Below are 14,340 nucleotides of genomic sequence, written 5' to 3'. Positions count from 1 at the left end.
TTATGCATTTTGAATCTTTGAGCGATTTTTTCGCTATGGGTGGTTACGCAGGCTATGTCTGGAGCGCATTTGGTATTACTTTTCTTTCCATGTTGATTTTGCTTATTGTGAGTGTTCGCCGTGGAAAAGCTTTGCTAAATGAAGTGCAATCAAAAGTCGACAGACAAGCTCGTATTGACGCCGCTAAGAATTTGGAGAACACACTATGAACCCAAGACGTAAAAAGAGGCTCGGCATTGTTCTTGCCATTTTCATTGGTGTTAGTGCCACAATCGGCCTAATGCTGTATGCCTTAAATCAAAATATGGACCTTTTCTATACCCCAACTGAGCTAGTGAATGGCAAACCTGATGGTTCAAAACCAGAGGTAGGTCAGCGACTACGTATTGGTGGCATGGTGGTAGAAGGGTCTGTGAAGCGTGATGTTGAATCACTCCGTGTTTCGTTTGATCTGCATGATGTCGGCCCAAAAGTCACTATCTTATATGATGGTATTTTGCCGGATCTATTCCGTGAGGGGCAGGGGATCGTTGCGCAGGGCGTATTAAAAGATGCAACCACGATTGAAGCTTTCGAAGTGTTGGCAAAACACGATGAAGAATACATGCCGCCAGAAGTGGCAGAAGCAATGAAGAAGACTCACGAGCCGCTTCAATACAGTGAACAACAAAAACAAGGAAGCGGTCAATGATTGCTGAAATTGGTCATTTTGCCCTAATTGTCTCTTTGGCAATGGCAGTACTTTTAAGTATTTTGCCGTTGGTTGGGGCATCGCGTAACAACACCATGCTTATGAACACCGCAAGACCTTTGTCTTGGGGTATGTTCTTACTTCTTTCCCTTTCGTTTGGTGTACTGCTTTGGGCTTTCTATACCAACGACTTTACGCTGAACTATGTGGCAACAAACTCGAACAGTTTGTTACCTTGGTATTACCGTTTAACGGCAGTATGGGGCGCTCACGAAGGCTCATTACTACTTTGGGTATTGATTCAAGCTGCTTGGACTGTGGCGGTTGCCTCATTTAGTCGTGGTATGCCTCAAGAGTCGGTAGCACGAGTGCTAGCTGTAATGGGTATGATTACCGTTGGTTTCCTACTGTTTATCATCGTAACCTCAAACCCGTTCTTACGAACTTTACCTTTCTTCCCAGTTGACGGTCGAGATCTTAACCCATTACTTCAAGATCCGGGCTTGATTATCCACCCGCCGATGCTGTACATGGGTTACGTAGGTTTCTCCGTTGCTTTCTCTTTTGCGATTGCGTCACTGATGACTGGTCGCCTTGATACTGCTTGGGCTCGTTGGTCTCGTCCTTGGACAACAGCAGCATGGTTATTCCTAACTCTGGGTATCGCATTAGGCTCATGGTGGGCTTACTACGAACTTGGCTGGGGTGGCTGGTGGTTCTGGGATCCAGTAGAAAATGCTTCGTTTATGCCTTGGCTTGCGGGTACGGCATTGATGCACTCATTAGCAGTGACAGAAAAACGCGGTACGTTCAAAGCATGGACGGTATTGCTAGCTATCTCTGCATTCTCACTTAGCTTACTGGGTACTTTCCTAGTCCGTTCAGGCATTTTGGTTTCGGTTCACGCATTTGCGTCGGATCCATCTCGCGGTATGTTTATTTTAGGCTTCCTAGTCTTTGTTATTGGTGGTTCGCTACTCCTGTTTGCTCTGAAAGGGGCTTCAGTTCGAGTTCGTGGTAACTTTGATTTGGTCTCTCGCGAGAATGCACTGTTAGCAAATAACGTTCTACTTATCGCAGCTTTAGTCGTTGTACTTGTAGGTACACTACTACCATTGGTTCACAAGCAGATTGGTCTTGGTTCGGTTTCTATCGGCGCGCCATTCTTTGACATGCTTTTCGCGTGGTTAATGATTCCATTCTCGTTCTTGTTGGGTATTGGCCCAATGATTCGCTGGAAGCGTGATGATCTATCAAGCTTGAAAAAGCCAATGCTAATTTCAGGTGTTGCATCATTCGCGTTGGCTTATGTGTTTACTGTGTTGTTCTCAGACTTTTTCCTAACTATGGCTTACATCGGTTGGGTAATGGCGCTGTGGATTATCTTCATGCATGGCTTTGAATTACATCAACGTGCAACTCACCGTCATTCATTTATGGAAGGCGTGAAGAAACTGCAACGTAGTCATTGGGCAATGATGCTTGGTCATATTGGTCTTGCAGTTTCAATCATCGGTATTGCAATGGTGCAAAACTACAGTATTGAACGTGATGTACGTTTGGCGCCGGGTGAGCATTATCAGATCCAAGGCTATGATTTCTATTTCAAAGGTTTGCGTGATAAAGATGGCCCGAACTATGACGGCTACATTGCTGATTTTGAAATTACCCTTGATGGTAAGTACGTAAATACGCTTCATGCGGAGAAACGTTTCTATCGCACAGCACGCTCAATGATGACCGAAGCGGCGATTGATCGCGGTATTACTCGCGACCTATACATCGCGATGGGTGAAAGATTGGATGACAACAAGTCATGGGCAGTTCGTATCTATCACAAACCATTTGTGCGTTGGATCTGGGCTGGTTCATTGTTGATGGCACTTGGTGGTCTTATCTCAATTAGTGACAAACGTTACCGCTTTAGAAAAAGCGCGAAGAAGCAGGAGGCATAATGAATAAGAAACTTCTCTTTATCCCACTGTTGGCGTTTATGGGCTTGGTGGCTGTGTTTGCCACTCAGCTTGTTAAAAACTCGCAAGGTGACGATCCAACAAAGCTTGAATCTGTGCTGGTTGGTAAGGCAGTGCCTGAGTTCCGTCTTGAAGACTTGGCTGAGCCAGGTAAGTTGTACGACCAAGCTATTTTCAAAGGTGAGCCCTTACTGCTTAACGTTTGGGCGACTTGGTGCCCGACTTGTTATGCAGAGCACCAGTATCTTAATGAATTGGCAAGTGAAGGTGTCAAGATCATCGGTATGAACTACAAAGATGATCGCAATAAGGCGATAGGTTGGCTAAATGACTTAGGCAATCCCTACTTGATTAGCCTGTTCGATGGCAACGGCATGTTAGGCCTTGACCTTGGTGTATACGGCGCGCCGGAAACCTTCTTAATCGATGCTAATGGCGTGATCCGCTACCGTCATGTTGGTGATGTTAACGTTCGTAACTGGAACGAAAAACTTAAACCAATGTATGAAGAACTGCTAGCGGAGGCTAAACAATGAAGAAGTTAATGCTTTCTTTGTTTGCCGCAGTCGCATTTTCGATGGCAGCGCATGCTGCTATCGAAGTTCATGAATTTGATACATTAGAGCAAGAACAACAGTTTAAAGAGCTGGGTAATACGCTTCGTTGTCCTAAGTGTCAGAACAACACGATTGCAGATTCCAATGCCGAACTTGCGGTTGATTTACGTGAAAAAGTCTATGAGATGACGAAAGCGGGTAAATCAAAGCAAGAGATCATTGATTACATGATCGCACGTTACGGTAACTTTGTGACGTATAACCCTCCATTTACAGCGGCGACTGCGATCTTATGGTTAGGTCCAATTAGCGTTGTCTTGTTTGGCTTTGGTTTTATCGTTTTGCGTAGTCGAGCAAAGAAAGTTACGACTGAGCAGCAAGATGATTGGGATCAAGGTAAAGAAGCACGTTTAAAAGCTCTGCTTGATGAAAAGAATGATGGAGATAAGCAGTAATGACACTATTTTGGATAGCTTCAGTCATTCTTGTCGTATTGAGCTGTGTACTTGTTGCACTGCCGATATTGAAACAGAAAGCAAATAATGATGAAGCGCTGCGCGATGAATTGAACAAAGCGTTTTATAAAGATCGTCTGAGTGAACTTGAAGAAGAGGCGGAAGAAGGGCTTGTTGAAAACCAGCAAGATCTGATTGATGACTTGAAACAATCACTGCTAGACGATATTCCCGCAGATGAAAAGCGAGAGAAAGAAAACGCAGTATCTCCGATGGCTGTGTTGATTCCATCGATGATTTTGGTGGTTGGTCTTTCTTATGCAATGTACTTTAAGTTTGGTGCTCAGGATGACGTGAAGCAGTGGCAAGAAGTAACGTCTAACTTACCTGCATTGTCGAAGAAGCTGATGTCTCCACAAGGTGCTGAGCTTAGTGAAGATGAAATGCAAGACCTGTCTTTAGCACTACGCACTCGCCTACATTATCAACCTGAAGATTCAACAGGTTGGTTGTTGCTTGGCCGTATTGCGCTGGCAAATCGCAGTGTGGATACGGCGATTGGTGCAATGAAAAAAGCGTATAAACTTGAGCCAGATAGCAACGATATCATGTTAGGTTACGCGCAAGCTTTGATGTTATCTCAAGATGATGTTGATCAGGACAACGCACGCCGTATCTTAGGTCGTCTTGTTCAGAATGATTACGTCGACCTACGTGTGTTCTCATTGTTGGCATTTGATGCATTTGAGCGTAAAGACTTCCCAGCGGCGGTTCGTTACTGGAGTATTATGCAGCAAATGATCGGTCCAGAAGACAGCCGTTATGAGATGCTTGGTCGCAGTATTGAGAACGCGCAGAAACAGATGGGTCAACAAGTAGGGACGGGCAAATCTGTCGCAGTCACAATCTCAGTCGCTGAGAATGTTGTCGCTGACCCGAATGCTGCACTTATCGTTTCTGTTCATTCTGCTGATGGTTCTCCAATGCCTATCGCAGCAGCGCGTTATCCTGTGGGCAGTCTGCCTCGTACAGTTGTTTTGGATGATGGCAACAGCATGATGGCTGAGCGTAAGCTTTCTTCACTTGAATCGTTAATGGTTCGCGCACGTATTGATAGCGATGGCAATGTTGCGACTCGAGATGGGGACTGGTTTGGCGAGAGTGAAGCCGTTAAAATAGGCGAACCAGTTGAAGTTGTGATTGATAAGCAGTATTAATAACTGTGAATTATCAATGAATAGAGGCCGGTGATTCACCGGCCTTTTTTATGGAAATTATAATAATGAATAGTTTTAAGTCTCAGATGTGGTTGGCGCTCTCCGCGACTTTATTCTTAGCGGGTTGCGCGGGATCTCCAGAAGCAACCTCTGAATCTGAGTCAACACCTTTTGAATCAGAGGTTAATGACCCTATAGAAGGGTTCAACCGTGCGATGTGGGATATCAACTATGACTACCTTGATCCCTATTTAGTACGTCCAGTTTCACTCGCTTATGTAGATTATGTACCAGTACCAGTACGTAAAGGTGTTGCGAACTTCTTGAGCAATCTTGATGAGCCATCCAGTATGGTCAATAACATCATTATGGGAAATGGTGAAAAGGCCGTTGATCACTTTAACCGTTTTTGGATTAACAGCACATTTGGTTTGCTAGGTTTGATCGATATTGCTAGCGCAGCAGGTATTTCGGATCACAATGATAAGGCGTTCAGTGATGCCGTAGGCCATTATGGTGTTGGGAATGGTCCATATGTAATGGTGCCAGGTTACGGCCCTTGGACAGTACGTGAAGCATCCGATGTTGTGGATGGTATGTATGTACCATTGACCTACCTTAACTTCTGGGCAGGGCTCGGGAAGTGGGCTTTAGAGGGAATGGAAAGTCGAGCTGCCTTAGTTCCGCAAGAAGCAATGCTCCATAACTCGCCTGATCCATACTCTTTGACGCGTGATGCATACTTGCAGCGACAAGACTTTAAAGCGGAAATTGAGTCAGATGAATACAATGTTGATGAAGAAGCGTATTTAGATGAGTATCTAGACGATTTCTAGTTATCAAAACTGCACATATTAAAAAGGCTTGGTCACGGACCAAGCCTTTTTAATATGTGCTTTAGCAACGATTAGAATTTGTAGTTTGCTTGTACGCCGATTAGCCAGATGTCACCAGAGATTTCACCTTCGAATTCACCGCCAATTGCTGCTGATAAATTATCAGATGCGTCACGTGGTTCTTTGATTGGAGCGTCTTTAGCAATAATGTAGGTAAAACCGCCATCAAGAGTTAAGTTTTTGGTGAATTCGTAAGAAGCACCAAAGCTTAGCCAAGTACGGTCTGTTTCAGGAATCGTTGTTGTACGATATTTGTCATCTACAGCTGCAGTGTCGTAAGCGATACCTGAACGAAGGGCTAGTTTAGGGTCTACTTGGTACGTTGCGCCGACTGCAAAGCGGTAGTTGTCTTTCCAGTTTTCGGTTTTAATAACGTCTGATGTACCATCGTCGAAATCTGCCTTCAGCTCTTTAAACGTGCTCCAGTCAGTCCAGTTAATACTTGCGTGAACACCAACTTTCTCATTGATTTGGCTGTATGACGCAATTTCCGCTGTCGCTGGTAAGATAATCGCTAAGCTGCCATCTTTTTTTGCTGTTGGATTTGTAGCGTTAAAGCCGAAGCCTGTCGCGTAGCCTTCAAAGTCCATGGTAACTTCAGATTTGTATGCAAAACCAATGCGGTTATTGTCATTAATCTGCCATGCTGTACCGACTTGATAGCCCCAAGAACTATCGTCGCCTTCCATATATTTGAGGGTTTTAAGAACTTGGTTGCTTGCGCCAAAGTGGCCTTCACCAGTTACATAGCGAATACCGCCACCAATACTAACTTCTTCGTTAACTTGGTATGCAATGCTTGTGACTGCTTCAACTGTCATTACTTTTGCTTCGTCGCCGAAGTGGATAGCATTGAAAGAGCTTTCCAGTTCTGTTTCCATTCCGTAGTTGGTGCCTAGAGCGAAACCAACGGCGAGCTTGTCACTGTACTTGTGTGAAAGGTAAAAGTTAGGAACGACAGCGCTGTGAGCAATATCTTTAGCCGAAGTTGCGCCGCGGCGATCACCTGTCATAGAAGCTGTTGTGATTTCCCCGTCAATATCAATGTTTGGATCCACATAAATCGCACCGACAGAAACCTGAGTACCTTCTAGGTAAGTCAGCATTGCTGGGTTACGCCACTGTGCGCTTGCGTTGTCTGCCATTGCTGCTTCACCAGCGTACGCACGACCTAGACCCGTTGCTGAGTATTCTGCTAATTGGAAGCCTGCTGCATTAACTGCCGCTGAGGTGCTCACTAGGCTACACGCTACTGCTAGTGAAAGGAGAGTCTTATTTGTTTTCATTATAATGTTCGCTGAGATTGAGTTTAATCAGTCGGGCGATGATAAGGTTAGAGCTATTACTTTAAAAATTAAAAACAGTGTACTAAGTCTATTTGGAGTTTAATTTGTCATAACCTTTGATTGGTAGTGATAAATTTTGATTGTTACGCAGTTGTTTATTCATTTCAGCGTACACTTGTAGGTTTGGAATGGCGTTTAGCGCAACAGGTGTAAGCCAAAATCAGCAACGAGCAATAGAAGAAATGATGAGTTTCAGGGGATTACAAAGATTGGGAGTACAAAAAAGGCCAGTGAACACTGGCCTTTTGGATTGTATTTGTTAGCTAGTCTTAGAAGCTACGGCTGTATTGTAGGCCTAGCAAGATAGCGTCAGCATGGGTTGTACCTTCTACCTGTGTTGCTAGGTATACACCAGATGTCGATGTTGGTAGTGCTTTACTTTCTTTAACATCAACATCCTTACCCATTAGGTAGGTAAAGCCGAAGTCGATGTTTGACTTACTGTCTAGGTGGTATGTAAAGCCAGTTGAGAACCATTGACGGTCTGAATCTGGTACAGAGATTGACGTTAGCTCATCTTGTGCGCTGGTGTCATACATGTAGCCGGCACGTAGTGTCCAGTCTTGGTTCAGGTAGTAAGTACCACCAAGTGCGTAGTGCATGCCATTTTGCCATTCGTAATCGTTTAGAGTGCCACTCTTATCCGCTTCTAACTTATCGAACGAACTCCAACCAATGTACTGAATGCTGTAGTGAACGGCAAACTTAGTGTCTTCGATGCGGTGGTAACCAGAAAATTCCAGTAGGTCTGGTAGAGGCATGTATAATGTGTCGCTGATTGCACTATTCGAGCCTGTGTAGCCAGCAAAGTTGATATCGCCTGTTGCCTGCAGCTTAGGTGAGTAGTGGTAAGCTAAGCCAAAACGGTTGTTTTCGTTGAGTTCGTAAACTGTACCTACGTTAAAACCAAGTGCCCAACCATCAGCGTCTACGTCAAGTAATTCTGGGCCGCCTGTCAAAGAACGCTCTAGCTTGCCTTGACCATAAATAATATCTAGACCAGCACCGAAACTCCATTGCTCATTCATACGGAATGAGCCCGCAAGGCCGATATTCATGCTTTTAACATCGGTTAGGCCGCCGTATTCGCCAGCAACATAATCGTCGCTGAACTCTGTTTTAGTACCGAAGTTAGTGTAAGCGTTGATACCCCAAGCAAAAGTCTCGTTGACTGGAACGATTAGGTGAATGTTCGGTGCAATAGAAGTACCACCCGCATCATCGTAACTAGCGTCTGATTGAGTTGGTGCTGCTAGCGGGTTACCACTTCCATCAACAAGAAGTCGAGTGTAAGTAGCATCTTTCACTTCAATCATCGAAGTAATGCTTTCAAAACCTAGAGAAAGCTCTACGTCATCAAACAGTGCCATTGCCGCTGGGTTACGAGCCATAACAGATGCGTTATCTGCGATTACTGCGTCACCGGCGAATGCACGGCCGATACCGGTTGCAGATTGGGCGTTAAGTTGGAAGCCAGCAGCTAGAGTGTGCTGCGAAGCGAGTGTTGCTGTGGTAATTGTCACTGCTAAAAGTGATTTTTTAAACAGACGCGTCTTGTTCATTGGTGCTTTTTCCTTTTTAGTTCGCCTCTAGCTGGGCGATATATTTGAGCAAAAGCTCAGTGGTGGCTGATACTAGACCCAAGTATAGAATATAGAAATCCGACCATTGCCTATTTGGGGGGTAAAATTGCTGAAATGATGGTTATCTAGCAGGAAAATGCTGTAAAACTCGCCTTTTTAGAGTGTTAACTCTAAGTTTTGGGCGAAAATAAGGCCTGAACAGATTGTTCAGGCCTTGAGCTAAGTCACAAAATGTTATTTTTTTGTTAACTCATAGGTTTGATGATTTCTGCGATGTTTTCGGCGATCTTCGCTACATCTTCACCTTCATCGCCCACGATGATCATACTAGTGTGACCGATTGGTTCTACTACACCAACCATACCTTCTTTGACAAAGTCTGTGGTTTTGTCTGAAGCAATACCTGTCAAAAATAGAGTAACTTTGCCTTTTTGACCTTCAAACACCATGTGCAGTGCATTTGAATCACCAAAACCACAATGGTTGAGGTAGTAGACATGATAAGGGAAATTCTCTGCTAAATGATGAGCAAATGGCGCCATCTTGGCATTGATCTGCGACGATTGAACTTGCTCATCAAGATCTTTAACGAACGGTTTTTCCGCAATGACGTGCTTTATTGCCGTTGAAGCCAAGCTTGCCTGCGCTGAAGAAACGACAATATTACCCCAATTCACTTGTCCAACGAGTAAGCCAGCAACAAACGCTACTGATGCAGCCATTGCCATTGCACGTCGAGCAAAGTTAGGCCTGATCACATTGTCTTCTTGTGAACTCGATGTTTGGTTAAACAGTATTCGGTCGGCGAGATCTTCTGGTACATCCACATTCATAGCTTTTGCTATTTGAGCATCCAAATCTAAAATTTCATCGGCAAACTTGCAATTGGCTTCACTACTTTTGATGGCTTCATTGAGCTCGTTGTCTCTGTACTTTGGATCGGACATGATGCTGCGACGAAATTCTAAATCATCCATTATGCTGTCCTCTTTGATTGTTATCCGGATCGATCATCTCTTTAAGTTGGTTTCGAGCTCGAAAGAGACGGGTCATTACCGTATTTTTATTTAGATCCAGAATGTGACTAATCTCTTCACCACTAAACCCACCAACGACTTGGAGGAAAAGAGGTTCTCGATAATCCACGTCGAGTTTCATAATCTGTGCCTGAATCCACTCGGTTTGATGGTGAGGATCATCGCTGACTTTAGCATCGTTACCATGATCGTCGATATCAACCAGATCAAATTGTTTACGCTCAAAGCGTCGTGCATTCTCACGTCTTAAGATAGTGATAAGCCATGATTTAGCGGCCTTTTCATCTTGCAAGCTATCAAGAGACTTCCAGGCGCGTAAACAGGTTTCTTGCACTAAGTCTTCTGATACCGTGGGATCTTTGCAAAGCCAGTAGGCATAGCGATAAAGATCTCGATGATAGGCGCGAACGAGCGCTTCGTATTTTCTTTGTCTGTCCATATCCGAGTTGACCGGGGTGGCAGACTTTTTCTTTCCAAAAAAATTGATTATCGACACAAGAGCCTCCCTAACTGCTCTGTGATTCATACTGCTTAATCAAACTAAAGGTCTGACAAAACTCGATTTCTACTGAACCTATTTTCTAGCAAACGAATAAGTAATAGTGAGTATTATTTGTTCAATAAATATCTATTCACACGCATCACTGTTATTTGAACGATATATAAATGCCATACGGTGATAGAAACTCACTTAAAATTGATCTATTTCAAAATCTAGCGCATCTCAAAGGTTATAGTAGCACCTGTCATCTAGTCAGTGTTTCACTGACATGTTGAGCAAGATGACACTTCCTTTTGAAGGCTGACTTTACTTTCTCCTAATCAGGAAACTGATTATTTCAATTGGCGTAAGTTAATTGCTTTATACATTCCGACCACACAGTTTTGTGTGGTTTTTTTTTGCCTGAAACAAATCAAACGCTAAAGTTGCACTGATTTGACGCAGTGGCAATTCAGCTCTGTCAACATATTGATAAACATCAAATTAAAACAGTGCGATTCATACTAAATCATTATATCTCAAGAAGCACTTTTCAATTCTAAATCACGTTTATTCAAACGATCGTTTGATTGCGTTAACAATCTCGTTACAATGACGTGGTCAGACCTCTTAATATCCAAGGAGAAACAATGGGCAAGCAGGAAATGAAAACCCGCTCAGGTGAGCGCGTTGCAATTGTCGCTGGTTTGCGAACCCCTTTTGCTCGTCAGAGCACGGAATTTAGCCAAGTTCCTGCTGTTGACCTAGGCAAAATGGTGGTGAGCGAGATGATGGCGCGTACGGAGATTGACCCGAAGATGGTTGATCAATTGGTATTTGGCCAAGTAGTACAAATGCCGGAAGCGCCAAACATCGCACGTGAAATTGTGTTAGGCACTGGCATGGATATCAATACTGATGCGTATAGCGTAACTCGTGCTTGTGCGACGAGTTTCCAATCTGCGGTCAACGTGGCAGAGAGCATTATGTCTGGCACCATTGATGTGGGTATTGCGGGTGGCGCTGACTCTTCTTCTGTTTTACCTATCGGTGTTTCTAAAAAGCTTGCAGCGAATTTGTTGGCATTGAGTAAAACCAAAACAGTAGGTCAAAAACTAAAAATACTAAAAAGCTTATCGCTAAAAGATTTGGTGCCTGTTCCACCTGCGGTTGCAGAGTATTCGACAGGCCTTTCTATGGGGCAAACAGCCGAACAAATGGCGAAGTCACATGGTATTACTCGTCAAGAACAAGACGCACTCGCGCACCGTTCTCATACGCTTGCGGCCCAAGCTTGGCAAGATGGAAAAATTGAAGGGGAGGTCATGACCGCTTTCCCTGAACCTTATAAAAAGTGGATCTCTCAAGACAACAATATTCGTTATGACTCGACGCTGGAAGGCTATGAAAAACTGCGCCCTGCGTTTGACCGTCAATACGGTAGTGTGACTGCGGCAAACAGCACGCCATTAACAGACGGCGCTGCTGCAATCATGTTGATGCGTGAAGGTCGAGCAAAAGAGCTTGGTCTCGATATTATGGGTTACATCCGTTCTTATGCATTTTCAGCCATCGGCGTCGAAAAAGACATGTTGATGGGGCCTTCTTTCGCAACACCAATGGCACTAGAGCGTGCGGGTATCGAATTGTCAGATTTGACCTTAATTGATATGCATGAAGCTTTTGCCGCACAAGCGTTATCCAATGTAAAAATGTTTGCTAGCGATCAGTTTGCCCAGCAGCACCTTGGTCGTTCAAAGGCGATTGGCGAGATTGATATGGATAAGTTTAATGTTCTTGGCGGTTCGATTGCTTATGGTCACCCATTTGCAGCGACTGGCGCTCGAATGATTACTCAAACGCTACGAGAGCTTCAACGCCGTGGTGGTGGTTTGGCTCTAAATACCGCGTGTGCAGCGGGTGGTCTTGGCGCAGCGATGATTTTGGAGGTTGAGTAATGAGCGAACAGAAAGCGTTTAAGCTAAATATTGATGAAAATGACATTGCTTGGCTAGCGATTGATGTACCTGGCGAAAAAATGAATACGCTTCAGGCTGCATTCGCGCAAGAGATGGAAGAGGTGTTCACGCAACTTGAAAAGAAGAAATCTTCAATCAAAGGGCTGATTCTACACTCCCTTAAACCAGATAATTTTGTCGCGGGTGCAGATGTTCGCATGTTAGATGCCTGTACTACTGTTGATGAAGCTCAAGCGTTAGCAGAAAAAGGCCAGCAGATGTTCCAACACCTGTCTGATCTGCCTTACCCAGTTGTTGCTGCGATTCACGGTCCATGTTTGGGTGGTGGTCTTGAGTTGGCACTAGCATGTGATTATCGCGTTTGTACCGACTCAGACAAAACACGCTTAGGTCTTCCTGAAGTTCAACTTGGTTTATTGCCGGGGTCAGGCGGTACTCAGCGTTTACCTCGTCTAATTGGTTTACTACCATCATTGGATTTGATTCTTACAGGTAAGCAATTACGAGCGAAAAAAGCCAAGAAATTGGGTGTGGTTGACGCGGTTGTGCCAGATACCATTTTACTAGACGTTGCCAAGAGCTTTGTCGAAAAGAATGGCGGAGGCAAAAAAGCGAAGCGTAAAGTTTCAACCAAAGAGAAGCTCATTTCAAATACTGGCCTTGGTCGCAAAGTTATTTTTGAACAAGCTGCGAAGAAAACTCACGAGAAAACTCGCGGTAACTACCCAGCAGCAGACGCAATTCTCGAAGTCATTCGCACTGGTTTAGAGAAAGGGTTCGAAAAAGGGCAACAGAAAGAGGCGCAGCGTTTTGCTGAGCTAGTTATGACTCCTGAATCCAAAGCGCTACGTTCTATCTTCTTTGCAACGACAGAAATGAAGAAAGAAAATGGCAGTGATGCCGAGCCGCTAACCGTAAAACGCGCTGCTGTACTGGGCGGTGGTTTGATGGGCGCAGGCATTAGCCATGTTAGTGTGGCTAAAGCTAAAGTGCCGGTTCGTATTAAAGATGTGTCTAATGATGGCGTACTGAATGCCCTCAAGTACAACCATAAATTATTCGAAACGCAGCGAAAACGCCGTATCTTGTCAAAAGCGCAAGTGCAAGAAAAGATGCTGCAACTGTCAGGTGGCATTGATTTTACCAGCTTCAATCATGCGGATATTGTTATTGAAGCAGTATTTGAAGATCTTGAACTTAAGCAGAGTATAGTTGCAGATATTGAAGATAACGCGAAAGATAGCACGGTTTTCGCGACAAATACTTCTTCGCTACCTATTTCTCAGATTGCTGAAAAAGCAAAACGTCCTGAAAATGTCGTCGGTCTGCATTACTTTAGCCCGGTAGAAAAAATGCCTTTGGTTGAAGTGATTCCACACGCAGGGACGTCGGACGAAGCTATTTCAACTGTGGTTGAATTTGCTCGTAAGCAAGGTAAAACGCCAATCGTTGTTAAAGACTGTGCCGGTTTTTACGTCAACCGAATTCTGGCGCCTTACATGAATGAAGCGGCGCAGGTGCTGATGTCTGGTGAGCCAATAGGTCATCTAGATAAAGCGTTGCTTAACTTTGGTTTCCCTGTCGGCCCAATTACCTTATTGGATGAAGTTGGTGTCGATATCGGCGCGAAAATCATGCCTATTTTGGTTAACGAGCTAGGTGATCGCTTCAAAGGCCCAGATGTATTTGACAAGCTGCTCAATGACGGCCGTAAAGGACGTAAGAGTGGTAAAGGTTTCTATACCTACAAAGGTAAGAAGAAAGAAGTCGATAAATCTGTCTACAAGCTGCTTGGCCTGAGCCCTGAATCTAAAATGGCTCAAAACGACATGGCGATGCGTTGCGTGTTACCAATGTTGAATGAAGCGGTTCGTTGTTTGGATGAGGGTATTATCCGCAGTCCACGAGATGGTGATATTGGTGCAATCTTTGGTATTGGCTTCCCGCCATTCTTAGGCGGTCCGTTCCGTTATATGGATCAAATCGGCATCAAGAAACTGGTCGAGATCATGAATGAGCACGCAGAGAAATACGGTGATCGTTTTGCTCCGTGTGATGGGTTGTTAACTCGAGCAGGGCTTGATAAGCCGTTCTACGAATAGCCGCAATAATGATAGATAGGCGA

The 14,340-nt window shown here is 44.4% G+C and carries 13 protein-coding genes; 9 read left to right on the top strand and 4 right to left on the bottom strand.

The window, feature by feature from the left end; translation table 11 throughout:
- Positions 1 to 2 precede the first annotated feature (2 nt).
- The 7 genes from ccmD to GVO60_RS09970 all read left to right on the top strand — a co-directional run bounded on the left by ccmD (position 3) and on the right by GVO60_RS09970 (position 5,729).
- Positions 3 to 209 carry a heme exporter protein CcmD gene (gene ccmD / locus GVO60_RS10000; RefSeq protein WP_159653501.1) on the top strand — a complete coding sequence of 69 codons (207 nt, stop codon included), beginning with the start codon at positions 3 to 5 and terminating at the stop codon, positions 207 to 209.
- Positions 206 to 691 carry a cytochrome c maturation protein CcmE gene (gene ccmE / locus GVO60_RS09995; RefSeq protein ID WP_159653499.1) on the top strand — a complete coding sequence of 162 codons (486 nt, stop codon included), beginning with the start codon at positions 206 to 208 and terminating at the stop codon, positions 689 to 691. The genes ccmD and ccmE overlap by 4 nt, the downstream gene beginning before the upstream one ends.
- Complete coding sequence (locus GVO60_RS09990) at positions 688 to 2,646, top strand: heme lyase CcmF/NrfE family subunit (protein ID WP_159653497.1); 1,959 nt, start codon at positions 688 to 690, stop codon at positions 2,644 to 2,646. The genes ccmE and GVO60_RS09990 overlap by 4 nt, the downstream gene beginning before the upstream one ends.
- Complete coding sequence (locus GVO60_RS09985) at positions 2,646 to 3,200, top strand: DsbE family thiol:disulfide interchange protein (RefSeq protein WP_159653495.1); 555 nt, start codon at positions 2,646 to 2,648, stop codon at positions 3,198 to 3,200. The genes GVO60_RS09990 and GVO60_RS09985 overlap by 1 nt, the downstream gene beginning before the upstream one ends.
- Positions 3,197 to 3,676 carry a cytochrome c-type biogenesis protein gene (locus GVO60_RS09980; RefSeq protein WP_159653493.1) on the top strand — a complete coding sequence of 160 codons (480 nt, stop codon included), beginning with the start codon at positions 3,197 to 3,199 and terminating at the stop codon, positions 3,674 to 3,676. The genes GVO60_RS09985 and GVO60_RS09980 overlap by 4 nt, the downstream gene beginning before the upstream one ends.
- Entirely contained in the window at positions 3,676 to 4,893 is a 1,218-nt protein-coding gene (gene ccmI, locus GVO60_RS09975) for a c-type cytochrome biogenesis protein CcmI (protein WP_159653491.1), read from the top strand. Before GVO60_RS09980 ends, ccmI begins: the two co-directional genes overlap by 1 nt.
- A 65-nt stretch (positions 4,894 to 4,958) precedes the next feature.
- Complete coding sequence (locus GVO60_RS09970; RefSeq protein ID WP_159653489.1) at positions 4,959 to 5,729, top strand: MlaA family lipoprotein; 771 nt, start codon at positions 4,959 to 4,961, stop codon at positions 5,727 to 5,729.
- Between the two features lie 71 nt (positions 5,730 to 5,800).
- Here GVO60_RS09970 and GVO60_RS09965 read toward each other — a convergent pair whose 3' ends face one another.
- The 4 genes from GVO60_RS09965 to GVO60_RS09950 all read right to left on the bottom strand — a co-directional run bounded on the left by GVO60_RS09965 (position 5,801) and on the right by GVO60_RS09950 (position 10,281).
- Positions 5,801 to 7,075, bottom strand: coding sequence for an outer membrane protein transport protein (locus tag GVO60_RS09965; RefSeq protein ID WP_159653487.1), 1,275 nt, complete (start codon positions 7,073 to 7,075; stop codon positions 5,801 to 5,803).
- A 329-nt stretch (positions 7,076 to 7,404) separates the two neighbouring features.
- Entirely contained in the window at positions 7,405 to 8,697 is a 1,293-nt protein-coding gene (locus GVO60_RS09960) for an outer membrane protein transport protein (RefSeq protein ID WP_159653485.1), read from the bottom strand.
- 266 nt (positions 8,698 to 8,963) lie between these two features.
- Complete coding sequence (locus tag GVO60_RS09955; protein WP_159653483.1) at positions 8,964 to 9,695, bottom strand: DUF3379 family protein; 732 nt, start codon at positions 9,693 to 9,695, stop codon at positions 8,964 to 8,966.
- Positions 9,688 to 10,281: a sigma-70 family RNA polymerase sigma factor gene (locus GVO60_RS09950; protein WP_159653481.1), complete on the bottom strand. Its 594-nt coding sequence runs from the start codon at positions 10,279 to 10,281 to the stop codon at positions 9,688 to 9,690. Before GVO60_RS09950 ends, GVO60_RS09955 begins: the two co-directional genes overlap by 8 nt.
- Positions 10,282 to 10,886: 605 nt before the next feature.
- On the opposite strand from GVO60_RS09950, the gene fadI reads away from it, so the two are divergent.
- Positions 10,887 to 12,194, top strand: a complete 1,308-nt coding sequence (gene fadI, locus GVO60_RS09945) for an acetyl-CoA C-acyltransferase FadI (protein ID WP_159653479.1) — start codon at positions 10,887 to 10,889, stop codon at positions 12,192 to 12,194.
- On the top strand, positions 12,194 to 14,317 hold the full coding sequence (gene fadJ / locus GVO60_RS09940) for a fatty acid oxidation complex subunit alpha FadJ (RefSeq protein ID WP_159653477.1): 2,124 nt from the start codon (positions 12,194 to 12,196) through the stop codon (positions 14,315 to 14,317). Before fadI ends, fadJ begins: the two co-directional genes overlap by 1 nt.
- The last annotated feature ends 23 nt before the right edge of the window (positions 14,318 to 14,340 follow it).

It is taken from the genome of Vibrio atypicus (genome assembly GCF_009811315.1).
GTDB lineage: Bacteria > Pseudomonadota > Gammaproteobacteria > Enterobacterales > Vibrionaceae > Vibrio > Vibrio atypicus.
Note: the sequence above shows the minus strand (reverse complement) of the source record. Positions and strands in the feature narration are given on the sequence as shown.

Coding starts and splice junctions, on each gene's coding strand:
- GVO60_RS09970 (WP_159653489.1), top strand. CDS start 4,959: ATGAATAGTTTTAAGTCTCAGATGTGGTTGGCGCTCTCCGCGACTTTA.
- GVO60_RS09990 (WP_159653497.1), top strand. CDS start 688: ATGATTGCTGAAATTGGTCATTTTGCCCTAATTGTCTCTTTGGCAATG.
- fadJ (WP_159653477.1), top strand. CDS start 12,194: ATGAGCGAACAGAAAGCGTTTAAGCTAAATATTGATGAAAATGACATT.
- ccmD (WP_159653501.1), top strand. CDS start 3: ATGCATTTTGAATCTTTGAGCGATTTTTTCGCTATGGGTGGTTACGCA.
- GVO60_RS09960 (WP_159653485.1), bottom strand. CDS start 8,697: ATGAACAAGACGCGTCTGTTTAAAAAATCACTTTTAGCAGTGACAATT.
- GVO60_RS09985 (WP_159653495.1), top strand. CDS start 2,646: ATGAATAAGAAACTTCTCTTTATCCCACTGTTGGCGTTTATGGGCTTG.
- fadI (WP_159653479.1), top strand. CDS start 10,887: ATGGGCAAGCAGGAAATGAAAACCCGCTCAGGTGAGCGCGTTGCAATT.
- GVO60_RS09955 (WP_159653483.1), bottom strand. CDS start 9,695: ATGGATGATTTAGAATTTCGTCGCAGCATCATGTCCGATCCAAAGTAC.
- GVO60_RS09965 (WP_159653487.1), bottom strand. CDS start 7,075: ATGAAAACAAATAAGACTCTCCTTTCACTAGCAGTAGCGTGTAGCCTA.
- GVO60_RS09950 (WP_159653481.1), bottom strand. CDS start 10,281: ATGAATCACAGAGCAGTTAGGGAGGCTCTTGTGTCGATAATCAATTTT.
- GVO60_RS09980 (WP_159653493.1), top strand. CDS start 3,197: ATGAAGAAGTTAATGCTTTCTTTGTTTGCCGCAGTCGCATTTTCGATG.
- ccmE (WP_159653499.1), top strand. CDS start 206: ATGAACCCAAGACGTAAAAAGAGGCTCGGCATTGTTCTTGCCATTTTC.
- ccmI (WP_159653491.1), top strand. CDS start 3,676: ATGACACTATTTTGGATAGCTTCAGTCATTCTTGTCGTATTGAGCTGT.